Origin of the sequence: Hungatella effluvii (assembly GCF_003201875.1) — a bacterium.
Classification (GTDB): Bacteria; Bacillota; Clostridia; order Lachnospirales; family Lachnospiraceae; genus Hungatella; species Hungatella effluvii.
Map to the genome: position 1 here is coordinate 336688 of NZ_QJKD01000003.1, position 17987 is coordinate 354674.

The following is a 17987-nucleotide window of genomic DNA, read 5'->3' on the forward strand; positions in this document are numbered from 1 at the left end:
TAAAACGGGTTGCAAATGAGAAAAAGGCAGATGGAAGCCAAACGAGGAGGCTTCTCCTATGGAGGGGCATATGAGGAAGTGAGCGGATTTTCTATCACTGACGGCTGTATCAAATGCGGGCGGTGCACGGAGGCATGTCCGCAAAAATGAATTACGCCGGGGGAGCCTTATCAGATTGCTGGAAACCATTGTCTCCGGTGCGGGTTATATCAAGAGATCTGCCCTGTGGAGGCGGTAGATTCTCTTAATCCATTATATGGCAAAGAATCAGAGAGAAAACACAGGGGCAAATTACCACTAAGTTCTCTCTCTTAAATTGTTTCCTGTCAAATGTCAATAATTTTATCTCTTAATAGCTGTCAGCGTTTCCTTACCCAGACTACCATCTCTCCTGCTTTACGATTAGCCCAACTATAATAAGGTATCCATAAAAGATCCTTCTCCTCGTAACGCTCCCAGCCGTCTTCCAAATAAAGTGGACTCGCTTCCTCCAGCATCACTTTCCGTCCGATAGATTTAATCGTAACCACACCACCCAAAAGGTCAGGTCTGTACGTTTCTTCAAACTGCGCATGGGATGGAATTTCTACACAGTGTAAATCAGCCCCATTATCTTCCTCCTCCAGGCAATACACCACTGGCCCTCTCATCACTGCGACCTTTCCGATATTATCCCGCACCTTCGGATTAGAACACACTTCTCGTACTTCCATTTTCATGTTAAAAGATATTTCGTGCCTTCCTCTCCAGCACTGCCTCAAATAAAGGTAACCTTCACTCTGCATATAATGGGCTGATTCTCCATCTACATACAGTTCAAATTCCCGACACCAGTCCGGCAGATGAAGAGCCACATCCCATTCTTGGCCGCTTTCACATTCCATAATCAGCTTTACCTTTCCATTCCATGGATATCCGGTTTCCAGAGTAATATGCGCAGCATTCTCTCCGTAAAACACCTCAGCCTCACTCCCTATAAACAGATTGATAAAGAGCTGCTTTTCACGCTGTGTGTAAATATAAGAACCCACAGATTCCACCAGCCTCGCCAGATTCGGTGGACAGCAGGCGCAGGCAAACCATTTTTGCCGCTCTACCTTTACATGACGAAACGCCTGTACCTCTTCATTCTTTTTCGGGTAAACTTCCAGCGGATTCACATAGAAAAAACTCTTTCCATCCAATGCCATACCACTGATTGTGCCATTATACAACAGACGTTCCATAATATCAGCGTACTCGCCGCGTTGGCTTAATTTCAACATTCGATGGGCGAAGAACACCATCCCTACAGAGGCACACGTTTCTCCGTATACCAGATCCCCCGGCAGGTCGTAATCAATGGTAAACGCTTCTCCATAGGCCGAAGCCCCGATGGAACCCGTAATGTACATGCGCCTTTCCACGATACTGTCCCACATAGCCTGACAAGCTTCATAAAGTGAATCATCCAGCGTTTCTCTTGCGACATCCGCCATTCCCGAGTATAGATAGACAGCTCGCACCGCATGACCAACGGCTTCTTTCATCTCTCTTACCGGAGCTCCCGCCTGATAATAGTGAAATTGAAAAAAACTGTCCTTCCAGGGATATTCATTATGATATGTCTCTATCTCATTTTCAAAATAACAGGGCTGTTTCCCCCGCTCATCGATAAAATACCTGGCCAGTCGAAAATGCTTCTCCTCCTTTGTAATTTCGTATAACCGCATCAAAGCCATTTCAATCACTTCATGGCCAGGATAAGCATGAATTTTCCCTTCTTCTGGACCAAAAACACTGTCAATATAATCTACAAAACGGATCATAGCCTGTAAAAGTTTGTCTTTTCCAGTAACATGGTAATAAGCTACTGCCGCTTCCAGCATATGTCCTGCACAGTAAAGTTCATGATGCCTCATGATATTGGTCCACCGTTTTTCCAGTCCATTGATCGAATAATATGTTCCAATATAACCATCTGGCTGCTGTGACTGTATAATTAATTCTACCGTGTCATCAATTTCTTTTTCTAAAGTTTCATCCGGATGCCATTTCAGCGAATAAGATGCAGCTTCAATCCATTTTGCCACATCACTGTCCTGAAAGACTCTCCCATCAAATTCTGCCTCTATAAGTCCGGCTGCAACCTTAAAATTCCGAATACAGTGGCTAGGTTCTATATCAGGAAGTTCATCATTCAGTGCCTTCCACTGGTATGGAATCATCTGAGTTCTGGTCACCTCCATTACCGGATCCCAAAAGGTATCCCTTACTGTAACCGATGATACGGCTTCTGAAAATTGTTTCTGATTCATAATTTTGTCCATCCTTTATCGTATGTTTATACTGAAATTGGATCTGCATTCCTCTATAAAAGATTCAATATGATCTATCGAAAACAAATAACAGTCTCGAATTTCTCCATTTCTGATTTTTTTCGTCTTTTCTTCCAGACTGATCAGTGCACATTCCGCCAGTTTTCGGTTGCGCTCTGTGGGATTTTTTCTTTGAATCAGAAGCCGGATATAAGACTCATATTCATCCTGATGCAGTAGAACCCAAATTCTCATATCTTCGTAACGGCGAACTACATCCTCGTAGTCTTTCCATCGCATACAGCCTTCCAGTGATTTAATCTGTTCCAATGCATGTTCAATCAGTTCCAGCGATTCTTCATGTAATTCCCTGTGCAGCCTGAGTATCTTATCTCCCGGACGAATCAAAAGGTCATAAATATTCTGTTTGTTTTCCGGCGTAGGGGACCATTTAATCAATGCTTTTCCATAATTAAAGAGTCTGGACTCCAAATGCGCAAAATCAGGTATATGAGAATGATCATTGGCTCTCACTCCAAATTCAAAAAACACATTCTGTACTACCTTATACGATTTTCGGAGTGCAGAGGCCAAAATTGCCGCCAACGCCTCATCACAGAGATTGTATTTCACCTGAATCCATTCCATCCAGATTTCTTCAGAATCAATATCCGGCTTATTCGCCATCTTGAGCAGGTAATAGAGGTTTATCTCGTTGGGTGACCCAAGAAGGCTTTGGCCGTCCCAAATGGGCCTTACTGTAATACGCTTCAAATTTAATGTTGATTCCATAGCATCATGAACCGTGGCCTCCATTGCCTCCGGGAAACAACACGGAACCAGGGATAATCCATGGTACTCCATTCCACAACAGAAACAAATACCATGATTCAAATGAGGCAGTTTTTTAATCAGCCCTGGTGACGGCAGCGCCGGATTAAAATCTCCTGTCGTGTAATTATGTTCCAGCAGGAGAGGCAGATCAGTAGGAAAATCCCTCAGTGCTTCGTAGAGTATCTCTTCCTGATATGGAAACCAGACATGAGTAAGTAGTGTAAAACTCTTTCCGCAATCTCTGCACGCCTTTGCCACTGCCTGAAGCATCATACGCAGATGGTCTCCGAAACTTAAATATGGGAAAGATTTTCCCTCCTGCTCCATAACAAGTTCCTGATGCCCGGTAAGAGTATCCTCATTAAAATCCAGTCCATAATTCATACAGCCAAAAAAATTATTATAATGCAGCAGATTCTTGGATTCAAAAAAATACATGGCCAGTTCATCTAAATCGGGAAAACGTTTCAATATACCACATGCTGCATCGTACATAAGGTCCCAGAAAAGACCATTATTTAAATTACGGACCTGAGGATATCTTTCCAGCAAGCATTCCAACGGGGAATAATCTCCCATCATATAGGAAACTTTCTTACCATTTCGCTTACAAATTTGAATTGCCTTATCAAGAAACGCATTCGTTCTCTCATCTATTTCAATTCCGGAGTCCGGATAGTTCTCAAATGGCGCATGGTTAAAAAAGTAACCGCTGTGGAGCTGCACCCAATCAAAGCTGCTTCCTGCCGCTTCTGCGAAAGAAAAGTATTTTTCCAGTTCCTCTGTATCACCTGCTGCTGCATGCGCTTTTCTGGTATCTGCAAACAGCAGGAGCATTTTTTCCATTGATCTGTCTCCAAAGGAATTCCATTTAGGATAGATATTATTTGTTATAGTATCGTTCATCGTTCTTATCCTTTCAGTCCTGTGGTCGCTACACCTTCCACGAAGTATTTCTGGGCAGCAAAGAAAATTATGACACACGGCAGGATTGCAATCAGGGACAGTGCCATGATTGGTCCCCATGAAATGCCGCTGGAACTGTCCATACACATCCGAAGTCCCTGCATAACCGTATATTTATTTACACTATTTATAAAAATCAAAGGATTAAAATAATCATTCCAGGTCCAGATAAACTGGAATATTGCCATGGAAAACAGACATGGTTTTGCCAAAGGAAGTATCATATAAACAAATATTCCAAAGGTAGAACAGCCATCCATAAATGCTGATTCGTCGATATCCTTTGGTATCCCTCTGATAAATTGTACCATTGAAAAGATAAAGAAGGGATAGCAGGCAAACAGCGACAGTGCGTAAAACGGCACATATGTATTTAACCAGCCCATTTGTCGAAACATAATATAGCGTGGAACAATAACGACCGCGTTCGGAAGCATCATGGTGGACAGCATCGCACCAAACAGAAGACTGTGTCCTTTAAATTTAAACCTAGCAAATCCATAGGCCACCAAAGAGGAGGACATCACGGTAAAGAGCACCACTGGAACCACTAAGAGTCCTGAGTTTTTCATAAAATGTCCGAAAGTATAGGATCCAACTCCATTCCAGCCGGACACATAGCTGTCAAAAGAAATACTCTTTGGAATAAGGCTCATAGAAGTCATCAGCTCCTGATTCGATTTAAATGATGCAGATACCATAAACAGAAGCGGATATAGAAAAACAATCCCCAGTGAAATTAATATCAGATACGACATAGCCTTCAAGACTATTTTTCGAATCTTTTCTTTCTTTTTATGCATGATCAGCCCTCCTCATCTCCATAAAACGTCCATTTCGCACTGGTTGAAAAAATAAATACTGTAAATATAATAATGATAATAAACATGATCCAGGAAATAGCAGATGCATACCCCATTTTCCTATATGTAAAGGCATTCTGATAAAGAGTCATTGCCAGTACCTGCGTCTTTTTCACCGGGCCTCCTCCTGTTATTACCGCCGGCGCTGTATACTCCTGAAACGCGTTGATCATCTGCATGATAATATTAAACAGCGTCATGGGGCTGATCATGGGTATGGTAATTTTAAAGAAGGACCGAACCGGGCCCGCCCCGTCGATCTTTGCAGCTTCATAAAGTGATTGTGGAACCTGTTTTAATGCAGCCAGGAAAAACAGCATGGAAGAACCAAACTGCCAGACTGACAGCATACTGATGGTGGTCAAAGCTATTTTCGGATCGGTCAGAAAACCAATACTCCTGATTCCAAATTTGTTTAAAAAAACATTAACCACTCCATTTAAATCAAACAAGTGTCGCCAAAGAATGGCTATCGCCACGCTTCCGCCCAGAATAGACGGAAGATAGTAAATAGTTCGAAACAGTCCGATTCCCTTTAAAGTCTGGTTCAGAATCATGGCAATCAAGAGAGCGCTGAGCAGTTTCATCGGTACTGACATGAAGACAAATTTGAAAGTGACAGCAAGGGAATTTTTCACTTCCCGGTCTTTCGTAAATATCTGTAAATAATTGGCCAGTCCGACAAAGTCATACTGGCTGCCAAAGCTGTAATCCGTAAACGAATAATACAGTGACATGGCTATCGGATACAATTGAAAAATAAGGAATCCGATGATCCAGGGCAGCAGATATAAATACCCAAGGTTATTTCTTTTCTCCAGCATCGTTGTATGTCTCTTTTTATTCATCCGTTGTCTTCTCCCCCTCATAAATCCGGATTCTGAAAAACGCGTTTCCGCAAGCAGTCCTTTTCGAATCAGGCCGCCATAACAGGCGGCCCAATTTACTGCTGAGAATCACGAAGTAATTCTCCCTGCTTTATTTATGGCTTTAATGTTTCTACGATCTCTGCAAGATTAGCAATCAGCTCGTCTGCAGCCTCTTCTGGAGTAATTGTATCGTAACAAAGCTCCTGCATGAGAGGAAACAGATAACCATAGACCTCCGAATTTTCATTGACCGGCGGAACCGCACCATCAGTCTTTTCCAAAGCCAGTGAAACAGCCTTATTGACAACCGGGTTCAACAAATTCTCTTTTTCCAGCTGGTTACGTCCCATCTCTGTCGGAGGAACACCACGACAGTCGCTTAAGATACGGATTGCTTCTTCATCGGTATACATCCACTGCATAAATTTCAAAGCTTCTTCTTTGTTCGGGCTATCCGATACCATAAACAGCTGAGACGGCTGAGTAATGATACCACTTTCTTTTGCCTCCGGATCAACTGGTATATTGACTACATCAAGAACCATACCTCCGCTTGTATCAAGATTAATAATTGACGATGACGCTCTGTAAGAACAGGCAATTTCATTATTTAATAGTTTTTTATTAGCATCTTTGTCTCCATTATAAGCAAATGCTGTATCCATTGGCTCAGCAATTCCGTCTTTATAAAGGCTCTGAAGAAGTGTAAATGCCTTTACCAGAGCCTCTTTATCTGTAATAACTTCATACTTATCAGAAATTGTCCATTTGCCGCATAACTGGCGAACATAGGAACGCATGAGATGATTACAATCGTCATCTGACAATGTAACTAAGTAATAATCAGGATTTGATTCATGCACCTTTTTTCCATACTCCATGAACTCGTCCCATGTCATATTATCCTTTAGTTCCACTCCCGCAGCATCAGTAACTGTTTTATTCACCACAAAGTTATAGGAACTGACACCGGATGGCACTGCAACAGTACTTCCATCATTGGATTTACAGAAGCTGTCCAGGAAATTCTGATCGAATACACTTAACTGGAAAATATCCTGCTGATCCAATCGTACAAATGATTCCGGGAATGCCGCCTGATATTCTGCTGCTGCGGTTGCTATGGTCTGCATAATTTCCGGCTGAGTTCCTCCTGCCAGCTGAGTTAATAACTTATCATTGTATCCATCATATCCCTGATATTCTGCCTCAATTTTTACATTTGGATTTAGTTTTTCATACGCTTCAATTGCTTTTAATGTGGCCGTATGGCGGTCATCCCCACCCCACCATGCGAATCGCAAAGTGATCTGATCACCCTGAGAAGACTTTGTGCTCTCCGTCGTTTGATCGACAGAAGTCTTCGCAGATGTCTCTTCTTTCGGAGCTTCTGTTTCTGCTGTTTTTGCACTGCATCCAGCTAATGCGAGAACCATACATGCAGCCGTAAACATCCATTTCATTTTCTTCATAGCATTCTCTCCTTTTTTGTTTTTAACACTCACATGCCATTGTTCTGGTATAAATTTCCAATCGCGCGTGTTTGGAAATATGTCCTCCCGTGCATATTTTCCAGATTTTTCCAAATAAAATGCACAAGTTTTATGATCTAATTATATATTTTATATGCTTTATGCACAACTGTTTTTACTCTATATAAGGTGTAAATATCTTATATCATACTTTCATTGCATTTGAATTTCAGCTGAAATCTGTTATACTGAAGAAGTAAAAACTTCACGAACAGGAGGATTGTTATGCGCCATCTCATGCTTCCTTGCGGCCAGCCCCTTACGTTCTTATCCAGTGGACAACTGGTGAAAAATAAGAATTTTCTACACCCAAAACGCTGTCTGGATTCATTTGTATTAATTTATGTCTTAAAAGGCACTCTGAATATTGCACAGTATGGTATTCAGTATGAACTGGGGCCTACTCAGTTTATTCTTCTTCACGCGGATACCGAACATTATGGCTGGCAGGAATCCTCTGAATACCTGCACTACTACTGGGTACACTTTCACATTCCTGTTTCCCCAGTCTACATAAGCAAGGAACAGTATCCGACAGATATCAGTCAGGCGCTTCCGGAAAAATACATTGTTCCCGAAACAGGAACATTAACGCATGGAAAACGGGTCCCTGTACTTTTTTCACAACTGCTTGATATTTCCATGCGTCGCTATCCGGCTTCCGAATATCTGCTCCACTATTCACTAACGGCCCTCCTTTTAGAACTTGCTGGAGAATTCTCTTCCAGGCTTCTGGATCCCAAAGAAGATCCGCTTCATATTTACAAAATACAGGATTGGATACGCAGAAATTTTCAGCAGTCTCTTACGGTTGGACAGATTGCAGAAATTTTTCATTATAATCCAGACTATCTTTCCAGTAATTACAGAAAACTGACTGGGAAAACGCTGACACAGTATATTAATTCTGTAAGGATAGAATCTGCAAAGAATTTGCTGACTACAACAGACTTTAATTTGAAGGAAATAGCGTTTTACTGTGGATTTTCGGATGAGAAGTACTTTTTCAAAGTGTTTAAGCAATATGAAGATATGACCCCTTCAGAGTTTAAGGGGGCATTTTTTAAGAAGAAAGAAGTATCTCAATAGAATGGCTCCATACCCCCAGACATACCGAGACACTGTTACGGCTAGGTGACAGAATCCGAAAGAAAGGGTTTCCCCAAAAATAGCTGCCCCGTCAGGCAGAATATCTGCACGGAGACAAATAAATAAGGAAGGCCAACCGCTCCGGCTGGCCTTCCACTTTCTATACATACTGCGTCCTGTCCTCTTTCTTTTCATATTTCATGAAAAATCCACCAGCTGCCGATAATACGCTTTCTTCGCACTCATACTCCGGCTCCTGTTTCAGACAGTAATCCATAAACGCCTCCAGACTTCCCGCCTCCTCCTTTGAACTGCATACTGCAAAGTAGGCCATTTGATCCCCGTACACGCGGTATTCGCAGTCGAACAGCTGATCTGTGAATGCCTCCGTCTCTCCGCTGCTCCACACGCCCACATATCCGTTTCCCTTCTGCCCAAACAGCCAGCCTCCCCTCTTCTCTGCCGTCTCAAAGCGAATCGTCGGGAAGAACAGATGGGTAAAATGAATCGGATGGCTCTCCGGTATTTCATATATAATTCCGATCCGGCTGCGCTCCTGCTTCACCGCCGGAATCACACCGTTGCCGTACCAGTATCCGGGGCGCATACTGCTGGACTCGCAGGTACCGCCTGGATGACTGGTAAATACAAAGGTATCGTTATCCACAGCTCCATACCATAAATGCTGCTGATAGCCGTATACTCCCGGTTCAAAACAGGTGGTGCCGTGGAACCGTTCGTTCAGGGAACGCGTATACTCATGGGATGACTGGCCGTTTCCATCCTGGAGCGTTAAATTCTGCCACCGCTCATTCCCATCCTCCCGCCCAGACTGGACCGATGTCAGACAGTAGTCTTTTTTCTTGTGCAGCCGGATCAGTGCATTTCCCGTGGAATACTCTGTGGTGCACTCACGATCCATCAGACTGGAAAGATCTTCCGGCGCCTGATACGAAGTTCTCGCACAGAATTCCAGCCAGCCTTCCCTGGAATCCGGGACACAGGGCGTCTCCGGATTGAAAAGATTCATCAGAACCTGTGTAGGCTGTGTGAAAGGATAAAGCACGCCTCTGTACACCCGTCCCATAGGCGCGATAACCGTTCCATGGAAGGTATGGAGCGCCAGCATCCGCAGAATCCGGTCCGCGGTCCGGGACGCCTTAGCAGCCAGTTCCCCGTCCCCAAAATCAACAATATTTAGAAGGTTCGCAAAGGTCACGCACATATAGCCCGAGCTTAAGAATTCCTCGAAACCGGACTGTTCCACGCAGTCAAACCACTGCTCCAGCTTCTCTCTTCCGCAGGCGGCAAGTTCCTCCCCCGTTCGGCCGGCGGCGGAAAAATATTCCTTTGGATACCGCTTTCCAGCCAGCAGCATACAGCTGTAAAAAGCCAGGGCATGGTTCTCACTCCAGAAGCACATACCATCTGATCCGTCCTGATCCATCCAGTACCTATAGGAAAGCAGCGTATCCTTTATTTCATTTTCCAGCGCCTCACTGACAGGGAAATACTCCAGATACCGGAGGAGCGCACTTACGATAAAGTCGGAACAGTCAAAATGATCTCTCACAGGTATCAGGCTCTTTCTGATATTCTCCTCATCCTCCGGCCATTCCATGGAAAGCAGTTTTCTCGCCAGGATGTTGGACATGGTAAACAGTCCCCCATTGCGAACTGCGCCTTTCTGTCCGGCGATATTTTCATAAATCAGCCGTCGGTTCTCTTCTGAACTGATTCCCTTTCGGTAAACCGGCCGGATCTGTTCCATAGCCTCAAAGTGGCGTTTTAATGCGTCGCCGCCGACCACACAGGAAATCATGCAGTGAGGGAGTCCGGAGGACAGCTCTGTCTCCTGAATGCCGCAGAGTTCCCGCTCTTTTACATCGCCGTCATTTCCTTCAAACAACTGTTCCTGCTCCATAAACCGTATGGACGTCCCCTCTGGAGCCGGAGCCGGAAATACCAGCTTTTGCCCTTCCTTTCGGATGCCGGACAGCCATCGGTCCGCATATTCGTACCGCTTTGCCGCCTCATTTCCAGGAAGCACAATTTCCACTTCTTCCAAATCCTCCAGCAGCTGAATTCCAAAGATGGTCCGGGTGTCCCGTACGCCTAAGTTCTGCAGCTTTACGTAAAGAAGATTTTCTCCTCTGTGAAGCGTCAAATCCATCTCCGTTCTCTGGATTGGCTTATAAACCGGAGTCTCAATTTTTCCTGATATTTCCCCATTGCACCATACGGTGACGGCCGCATAGGACCAAAGTGCAGCCCTCACCCTTCGTTCTTCCTTTACTTTTAAGCAGACAGCAGCGGACAGCTCTACCCTGGTGAGTGTGGAATAAAAGGTGCTGTAATCCACAAACCAGTCTCCATAGGAAAAATAGTATCTCCAGTCCAGCCCCTCTGGCCCCTGCCCGCCCAGGCAGATATTTAAGCAGGCCGGATCCGGCTCCCTCCGCGGCAGGATACTCCTCAAATACGCCTCGTACCTAAGCTGATTATCATCATGCATTCCCGTTGAATCGGTAAATTCTGTCTCTTTAGGGCCGCATACCAGATAATTCGTGATGAAACCGTCCCTGTTTGGCAATAATACGGTCTTCATAATATTTTCTCCTTTCCAGTACTATCCTTTCACAGCTCCCGCGGTCAGTCCCGCAATAAACTGACGGTTGGCAAACAAATACACAATCAGAATCGGAAGCAGGGCAATGGAGGCCCCGGCCGCCATAATATGCCACTCCGCCGCCGCGTTTGCGGAATAACGGAGGGACGCCACGGCTACACTCAGCGTCTTCAGATTCGGATTGGACATGGAAAACACCTGCACTGAGACGAATTCATTCCATGCGTGGCGGAAAGAAAACAGCGCCACGACTCCCAGTATCGGTTTGATGGCTGGTACGATAATCTGCCAGAATATCCGAAAGGTTCCCGCCCCGTCTATGGTGGCCGCCTCGTCCAGTTCCCGGGGCACACTCCTCACAAAGCCGGTGATCAGGAAGATATTAGCCGCCTGACCTCCTGTAAGCAGCAGGGCAAGCCCGACCATACTGCTGTTTAAGCCCACCGCCGAGAGCAGCTTATAGAGAGGGTACAGCGACACCGAACCGATTGACACAAACATGGAACAGAGATAGCACACATTAAGCACCTGTTTTCCCGGAAATGTCCTTCTCGCCATGACGTATGCCGCCATAGAAGCCGTTCCCACACTGAACAGGACGGTCAGAAGGGCCAGAGTCACGCTGTTGGCAATATACCTTCCAAAATCCAGCTTCTGAAACGCATACACATAGTTCTGAAACTGCCACTCGGCAGGAAGGAAACTGCCTCCCAGGGTGAGTTCCGCGTTTGTTTTAAAGGATCCGATCACCGCGTAAATAACCGGGTAAAGAGTAAAGATACACATTGTTCCCACAAACAGCCACTTTACCACAAAACCCGCCGTCCTGATCAGCCGGCTCATAAAAATATCGTGATTCATCTCATTCCCTCCTATTCCATGACCTTATCCAGCTTCCGGCCAAGGAAGAGATAAAGTCCCGTAAACAATCCAACGATACAGGCGGATACCAGACTGACCGCGGCGCCGTAGCCAAACTCCTGCGGCACGCTAGAGCCTACCGTAATCGGGAAAAATAACTGATAGAGATACAGGAACATGACATTCGTCCGCCCCATGGGCCCGCCTTCCGTCAATACCATAATACTCTGCATATCCATGAAGGAGACCACCAGCGCCAGCATCAGCACCATCTTGATGATGGGTGTCATCATGGGAAGCGTAATCCGGAACAGAATCTGTACGCTGCCCGCGCCGTCGATTTTCGCGCTCTCATACACGTCCTGGGGCACTCCTGTCAGCCCTGCGATAAAGTAAACCATGTAGTTTCCGATTCCGCCCCAGACCGCTATGATAACGACTGTTCCCATGGCCAGCTTCACGCCCAGCCAGTTGACATTTGTGTGGATAATTCCCAGACTCATGAGGAAGCGGTTGATATCACCGTTGTACGTGTTGAACAGCAAATAGAAAATAAGCGCCATGACCGCGCTGCTCATGATGGTCGGTGTAAATACGATGGACTGCGCCACAGTATTGGCTTTCGTCTGTTTGCTTAAAAGTACGGCCAGCAAAAATGCGATAGGCAGCGTCAGGAACAACTTTCCCGCCACATAGACGATGGTATTGACTACGGAATTCCAGAATTCCTTATCTCTTGTAAAAACACGGACGAAATTGTCCAGACCGGTAAATACTGCCTCGCCGTAGCCCTTATAATCAAAGCACATGTAGCGCAGCACCCAGCAGAGCGGGTAAATGGTAAATACCGCAAATAAAATGATGTTTGGAAGCAGCATCAGATACGATGTCTTCTCCCGTTTCAGGACCTTTTTCAGATTTGCATTCTTCTCTTTCATGGCATTCCCCTCCTTTAATCGTTACCTCTATTATAAGGAGGGGAACGCCGCTGCCGTGAGAAAGAATCGATCGATATGACGTTTAAAAAATTACGATTTCGCTTTTTCGAGCAGATCGCTGGGGGAAATCTGATACAGCTTTTTAAAACAGGAGGAAAAATACCGAGGCTCCCGGTATCCCACCTGCTCTGCCACGTCGGCCACGCGGACCTCACCTGTGTCCAGGAGCATTTTGGCCTGCTTCATCCTGGTGCGGGTCAAGTACTCCACAAATGTCATTCCCGTCTCCTGTTTAAAGAGCTGACGCAGATAGTTGGGACTGATGAAGAGAAGCCCAGCCACATCATCCAGGCTGAATTCCGGGTTGCTTATATTCTCCTGAATGATCCTGTCCACCTTCTGTGCTACGGACTGTTCCTGCCTCACACATCCAGCCTTCTTCTCCCCCATAAAACGCAGGAAATGCAGAAATTCCCTTTTCAGTTCCTCCAGGCTCTCGGCCTTCATAACGCTCTGCCGGAATTTTTCCGCCTCCAGATATGTAATGGCCGCCGTATTCGTCTCATATCCCAGAATGCGGTGGCTGGCCGCAAGTACGTTGCTTCGGATAAATGCGGCGTTTCCATTCTGCTCCTTCTGGAACCAGGTAAACAGGCGATCGGCGGCGGCCTCCAGCGACTGGCTGTTCCCGTAGCACGCCTCCATCACCAGCTTTTTGAGCAGTTCTTCTGGTGGACAGCTGCACGCGGCAAGCTGATTCGCCACCCCATCCTCATAATTAAACACCGGAGGCATATCACCGAAAAGACCGTAATCCGCGGCTGTCCTGGCCTGCATCCAGGAGCAGGCCAGACGGTTTAAGCCTTCCACCTCTCCCCCAAGAAAGAAACGGACGTCGCCTAAATCTTCCTGCTTCATATGGTTAACTACAGCGGTCAGTCCCAGGTTCATCTTGATAAACGCCTGAGCACTCTCCTCTTTCCTGTACTGAAAGACAACGGCATTTTTCTCCTCGGCCGTGGATATGCAGGTGACCTTCACAACTCCCTTGAACCGGTTTCGCAGCGCCGTCCGAAGCGCTTCCAGAGGGACATTCCCCTTCCATAAAGCCACTCGGCGCATGCTGAAATCATTCTCCTGGTGCTCCGTCTCTTCCATGGCCTGGTGAATCTTTTCTGCGAGAAGCGCCTGCTCCTTCTGGCTGTCCCGACTTCCTTCACCTTCGGATCCGTTCTCTTCCGAGTCACCTGCATATCCGCGTTCTCCCGCTGCTGTCCCTTCACCGGTGCCTCTGCCAGCACCAGCCTCTCCACCTTCTACCAGGTCTGCGCTTTCCTTCCGGTTCCACGCCGCCATCTCGGCATCCAGTTCTGTTTTGAATTCATCCAGAACTGCCAGCAGTTTTTTCGTATCGAGAGGCTTAACGAGATACTCCTTTACTCCCAGCCGCATGGCCTGCCTGGCATATTCAAAATTATCATAGCCGCTGAGTATGATGATCTTTGTATCCGGAAGTGTATGACGGATCTGTTCCAGAAAATCGAGTCCGTTCATCCTCGGCATGGCAATATCCGTAATAATCACCTCCGGCAGCAGTTCCTGCGCTTTTTTAAGCGCATCCGCCCCATTCTCCGCCGTAGCTGCCACCTCATACGTACTGCAGTGTTTTCTCAAATAACGCGCCACTCCCTCCCGGATGCTGGCCTCATCGTCTGCGATCAGAATACGGTACATAGCTTTCTACCTCCCACTCTTCTATCAACGGCAGCGTCACCACCGCCCTCGTCCATTCCCCGTTCCGGCTTTCCAGCCTAAGGCCAAAGGCCTCGCCAAAATACAGCCGGATTCTTTCATTTACATTGAATATTCCGTACCCCTCTTTGCTGACGGAAAGATTTCTCTTAAGGTCCTGATTCAGCCGCTCTAACTGTTCCACCGGAATTCCCATTCCGTTATCTTCTACCGTAAAGACCATCTGTGACAGTTCCCTTCTTCCGGTGATACGGATCATCCCCTGCTCCCCCTTTTCCTTGATTCCGTGATAGATGGAATTCTCCACCAGGGGCTGAAGGATCAGTTTTACGGTGTAGTATTCCATGAGCGCCTGATCCACATCAATCTCATACTTCAGGAGTGTCCCATAGCGCAGGCACTGGATTTCCAGATAACTGCCCACGTGCTCCAGCTCTTCCTCGACTGTGATCAGCTCCCTTCCCCTCGACAGGCCGATGCGGAACACCGTCGCCAGAGCCTGCGTCATCTGGCTGATGTCCTCCGCCTCGATGTCCTCGGCCTTCCAGCGGATTGAATCCAGGGTATTATAGAGAAAATGGGGATTGATCTGAGCCTGCAGCGCCTTTAACTCGGCTCTCCGCTTTAAGAGCTGCTCGATCCTCACCTTCTCCTTTTCCTCCTTCAGCTGCTCAATAGACTGATTCAGCTGCTCAAACAGCTCTCTCGTATAGCGTACCATATGGTTGAAGCTCACCGCCAGCATGCCGATCTCATCATTTTTCCGGTATGGAAAATCGATTTCGTACTTTTCCTCACCAGCCTTCTGCATCAGATCCGACAATTCCATCAATGGCATGGTCAGCCTCTTCACAATCGCCATGACCACAAGGAAGATGACGGCCAGGACCAGAAAACTCAGCGCCACGTAGCCGGCCGTCAGGGAGCCCAGCTTCTGGAAAACGCTTTTCTCCGAACGGACATAGATGAGATTCCAGGAAGCAAAATCCAGCCTTCCATTATTAATCCAGTACTTTTCCCTGTCATAACGAAGTGTATGAAACGCTTCCTCATCGAGGGCCATAGCCTTCAAATCTTCCGCCTTTAACTCCTCTTTAAAAAGTCCCTGATGTTCTTTTTTTATGCTGCTTGCAATCCGGTTCCCTTCGTCGTCATACAGAACCACACTTACGTCCTCAGACAGCAGTATTTTTTTGAGATATTCGTACAGGGCGTTCTGATCCAGATTGGCTAAAAGAGCCGCCTCTCCTCCATATCCTTCTACGGTGAACTTATAGATCACAGGAACTACATTTTTTCTCGTGATAAAGATCTCGTCCCTGCATGGGCTTCCGATAATGATGGGGCCTTTCTTTTCCATATACGGATAGAGCCCGGAGGTCTTAAAGTCAAAATCCCGGTTGATCAGTACGGTGTTGTCCGTATAGCTGGCAGCAGGCGTGTAAAGGTAGAGGGACGATATGAGCGGTTCCGTGATTTTATACAGCGCCAGCGTACTGGAAATGTCCCCCATCACTACGCTGTCAGCCGCCCCCTTATCGTCAAAGAGCACCTTTTTTACCGCATTATAAAAGGTCTGGTTGATTCCGATATAGTAAAGACGCTCGATGACGTTTTTCATTTTCATCTCCATATACGTCTCGATCTGCGCCACATTCGCCATCGCCTGCTCCTGTTCCTGCCTTCGCGTCTGCTGCTTCGTCAGCTCATACTGGGCGAACTGGCCGGTCAGCAGAATCAGGCTGACTGCTGCCAGCAGAAACAGGGACATTTTCCTCCGGAAACTCATATGGTCGATCGATTCATGCCACCTTCTGACTGCCATACACCTAATACCTCCCATGCCGAAAAGGGTATCCCGCATGGCAGGATGCCCTTTCGATTTTCTATTTCGATGTGTCTAAATTCTCTGTGGTAAAGTTGGGATATACGATTCGCGCCGTACCGGCTTCTACCATTTTGTCATACGCCTCGTTATACCGTTTGTTCAAATCTGCGATAGCCTTGTCCGCGTCTGTCATACCGAAAATCACTTCCACAAATACACTTGCGTAGTCCTTTCCTTCCACCTTTAAACCATTGGGAAGCGCTGGAAAATTTCTGTCGTTGTCTGTCAGCTCCAGAGCCGGTATCTTCTTTACGGATTCCGGCGTCTCCGCTTTTTCCACTGCCGTCGGAATCATAACGGTACCCAGACCTGCGGTATAATAACCGCTCATTACCTCATCGCTATGAAGGAATTCCATCACCTTCCAGGATTCCTCCGGATGAGCCGTGTTGACATTTACAGCGAAGCTGTAACCGCCTGTCCAGAGCTGCTGTTTTCCCTTGATGACGCCGCCTGCCGCCGGAATATAAGCACAGCTCCAGTTAATATCCGTCGGAAACTGGGAAGCGTATACTCCCGGTTCCGCGTGACTTAGGGACATGTACATGCCAATCTTTCCTGCCGCAAACTGTGTTCTCAGCGGATCGATATCCAGCGCTTCAGAACCCGGGAACGCGTATCCGCCCTCGTACATCTCGCGGAATGCCTCAAGAATTGGCTTGTAGCTGGTAAAATCATATTTTCCATTCTTATAATCGAACCCGCCTCTCGTTCCGCCGCTGACCATTACTACAGGATCAACGGTACGAAGAATGGCTGCGCTGCTCTTATAATTACCTGCGATACCATAGATGCCCTCGCCGGATAACTGCTCAGTAATCAGCTTTGCGTCTGCGACCAGTTCTTCTAAGGAAGCCGGCGGCGCCTCGATTCCCACCCGGTCGAAGATGTCCTGATTGTAGAAAAGCCTTACTGCAGAAGCGGTATAGGGCAGGGAATAAATCTTGCCGTCTATCATGTTGATGCCTTCTACAAAGGCGCCTTCCCCAAAGCGCTCCTTGTACTCGTCTGTCATAAACGGGGTGACGTCCAGGGCGTATCCCTTTTCCACGATCGTGGCCAGCCCGTCGTTGGATATCTGGAATACATCGGGAGCAGAATCTGTACTGAAGGACAGATCCAGCATCTGAGCGTAATTTTCTGCGTAAATCTGGTAGTCGATGTAAATGTTGTCCGTATTGGTGTTGTTGAACTCTTCAATCAGCGGCGCCATATACTCCTGATCGTGACGGTTGGTGTTCCAGTAGGTGATCGTAATCTTGTCCTCCTGGCCGGCTGCCGCCTTTTCCGTACTTTCCGCTGCGGTAGAACTCGCCTCCGTCTGTGTTTTCTGCTCCGTATCTGTGACAGCTGCAGTCCCTGCGTTATTTCCCCCGCCGCAGGCTGTAAGACCAGCCGCCATGGCCGCTGTCAAAAGAATCGCTGTCAAGTGTCCCCTTCTCTTCATGTCTTGTTCCTCCTTTTCTAAC

Annotated in this window: 13 protein-coding genes; 2 read left to right on the top strand and 11 right to left on the bottom strand. The window is 46.8% G+C overall.

What is annotated here, in order from left to right; genetic code table 11:
• Window positions 1-30: 30 nt before the first annotated feature.
• On the top strand, window positions 31-150 hold the full coding sequence (locus tag DFR60_RS30840; protein WP_243005000.1) for a 4Fe-4S binding protein: 120 nt from the start codon (window positions 31-33) through the stop codon (window positions 148-150).
• A gap of 209 nt (window positions 151-359) precedes the next feature.
• Here DFR60_RS30840 and DFR60_RS07435 read toward each other — a convergent pair whose 3' ends face one another.
• The 5 genes from DFR60_RS07435 to DFR60_RS07455 form a co-directional block, all read right to left on the bottom strand.
• The gene (locus tag DFR60_RS07435) at window positions 360-2297 is read right to left on the bottom strand and encodes a glycoside hydrolase family 127 protein (RefSeq protein ID WP_110322324.1); all 1938 of its coding nucleotides are present in this window, start codon (window positions 2295-2297) and stop codon (window positions 360-362) included.
• A 15-nt stretch (window positions 2298-2312) separates the two neighbouring features.
• A complete protein-coding gene (locus DFR60_RS07440; RefSeq protein WP_110322325.1) occupies window positions 2313-3977 on the bottom strand; it encodes a hypothetical protein in 1665 nt (554 codons plus the stop codon).
• A gap of 65 nt (window positions 3978-4042) precedes the next feature.
• Window positions 4043-4900, bottom strand: coding sequence for a carbohydrate ABC transporter permease (locus DFR60_RS07445; RefSeq protein ID WP_110322326.1), 858 nt, complete (start codon window positions 4898-4900; stop codon window positions 4043-4045).
• 2 nt (window positions 4901-4902) lie between these two features.
• Window positions 4903-5808 (bottom strand): carbohydrate ABC transporter permease, encoded by a 906-nt coding sequence (locus tag DFR60_RS07450; RefSeq protein ID WP_110322327.1) that lies wholly within the window; start codon window positions 5806-5808, stop codon window positions 4903-4905.
• Between the two features lie 134 nt (window positions 5809-5942).
• Complete coding sequence (locus DFR60_RS07455; protein WP_110322328.1) at window positions 5943-7301, bottom strand: ABC transporter substrate-binding protein; 1359 nt, start codon at window positions 7299-7301, stop codon at window positions 5943-5945.
• A gap of 285 nt (window positions 7302-7586) precedes the next feature.
• Between DFR60_RS07455 and DFR60_RS07460 the strand changes: the two genes are divergently transcribed.
• Window positions 7587-8450 carry a helix-turn-helix transcriptional regulator gene (locus DFR60_RS07460; protein WP_110322329.1) on the top strand — a complete coding sequence of 288 codons (864 nt, stop codon included), beginning with the start codon at window positions 7587-7589 and terminating at the stop codon, window positions 8448-8450.
• A gap of 160 nt (window positions 8451-8610) precedes the next feature.
• Here the strand turns inward: DFR60_RS07460 and DFR60_RS07465 are convergent, their stop codons facing one another.
• The 6 genes from DFR60_RS07465 to DFR60_RS07490 all read right to left on the bottom strand — a co-directional run bounded on the left by DFR60_RS07465 (window position 8611) and on the right by DFR60_RS07490 (window position 17965).
• Window positions 8611-11058, bottom strand: a complete 2448-nt coding sequence (locus DFR60_RS07465; RefSeq protein ID WP_110322330.1) for a hypothetical protein — start codon at window positions 11056-11058, stop codon at window positions 8611-8613.
• 21 nt (window positions 11059-11079) lie between these two features.
• Window positions 11080-11940, bottom strand: coding sequence for a carbohydrate ABC transporter permease (locus DFR60_RS07470; RefSeq protein WP_110322331.1), 861 nt, complete (start codon window positions 11938-11940; stop codon window positions 11080-11082).
• An 11-nt stretch (window positions 11941-11951) separates the two neighbouring features.
• Entirely contained in the window at window positions 11952-12878 is a 927-nt protein-coding gene (locus DFR60_RS07475) for a carbohydrate ABC transporter permease (protein ID WP_110322332.1), read from the bottom strand.
• A gap of 90 nt (window positions 12879-12968) precedes the next feature.
• The gene (locus DFR60_RS07480; protein ID WP_110322333.1) at window positions 12969-14612 is read right to left on the bottom strand and encodes a response regulator transcription factor; all 1644 of its coding nucleotides are present in this window, start codon (window positions 14610-14612) and stop codon (window positions 12969-12971) included.
• Window positions 14584-16455 (bottom strand): cache domain-containing sensor histidine kinase, encoded by a 1872-nt coding sequence (locus tag DFR60_RS07485; protein WP_167437542.1) that lies wholly within the window; start codon window positions 16453-16455, stop codon window positions 14584-14586. Before DFR60_RS07485 ends, DFR60_RS07480 begins: the two co-directional genes overlap by 29 nt.
• 61 nt (window positions 16456-16516) lie before the next feature.
• Window positions 16517-17965: an ABC transporter substrate-binding protein gene (locus DFR60_RS07490; protein ID WP_110322335.1), complete on the bottom strand. Its 1449-nt coding sequence runs from the start codon at window positions 17963-17965 to the stop codon at window positions 16517-16519.
• Between the last annotated feature and the right edge of the window lie 22 nt (window positions 17966-17987).

What these genes read in the sequence shown, in the direction of transcription:
- DFR60_RS30840 (WP_243005000.1), top strand. Translation starts at nt 31, where the DNA reads ATGGAAGCCAAACGAGGAGGCTTCTCCTATGGAGGGGCATATGAGGAA.
- DFR60_RS07435 (WP_110322324.1), bottom strand. Translation starts at nt 2,297, where the DNA reads ATGAATCAGAAACAATTTTCAGAAGCCGTATCATCGGTTACAGTAAGG.
- DFR60_RS07440 (WP_110322325.1), bottom strand. Translation starts at nt 3,977, where the DNA reads ATGGAAAAAATGCTCCTGCTGTTTGCAGATACCAGAAAAGCGCATGCA.
- DFR60_RS07445 (WP_110322326.1), bottom strand. Translation starts at nt 4,900, where the DNA reads ATGCATAAAAAGAAAGAAAAGATTCGAAAAATAGTCTTGAAGGCTATG.
- DFR60_RS07450 (WP_110322327.1), bottom strand. Translation starts at nt 5,808, where the DNA reads ATGAATAAAAAGAGACATACAACGATGCTGGAGAAAAGAAATAACCTT.
- DFR60_RS07455 (WP_110322328.1), bottom strand. Translation starts at nt 7,301, where the DNA reads ATGAAGAAAATGAAATGGATGTTTACGGCTGCATGTATGGTTCTCGCA.
- DFR60_RS07460 (WP_110322329.1), top strand. Translation starts at nt 7,587, where the DNA reads ATGCGCCATCTCATGCTTCCTTGCGGCCAGCCCCTTACGTTCTTATCC.
- DFR60_RS07465 (WP_110322330.1), bottom strand. Translation starts at nt 11,058, where the DNA reads ATGAAGACCGTATTATTGCCAAACAGGGACGGTTTCATCACGAATTAT.
- DFR60_RS07470 (WP_110322331.1), bottom strand. Translation starts at nt 11,940, where the DNA reads ATGAATCACGATATTTTTATGAGCCGGCTGATCAGGACGGCGGGTTTT.
- DFR60_RS07475 (WP_110322332.1), bottom strand. Translation starts at nt 12,878, where the DNA reads ATGAAAGAGAAGAATGCAAATCTGAAAAAGGTCCTGAAACGGGAGAAG.
- DFR60_RS07480 (WP_110322333.1), bottom strand. Translation starts at nt 14,612, where the DNA reads ATGTACCGTATTCTGATCGCAGACGATGAGGCCAGCATCCGGGAGGGA.
- DFR60_RS07485 (WP_167437542.1), bottom strand. Translation starts at nt 16,455, where the DNA reads ATGGCAGTCAGAAGGTGGCATGAATCGATCGACCATATGAGTTTCCGG.
- DFR60_RS07490 (WP_110322335.1), bottom strand. Translation starts at nt 17,965, where the DNA reads ATGAAGAGAAGGGGACACTTGACAGCGATTCTTTTGACAGCGGCCATG.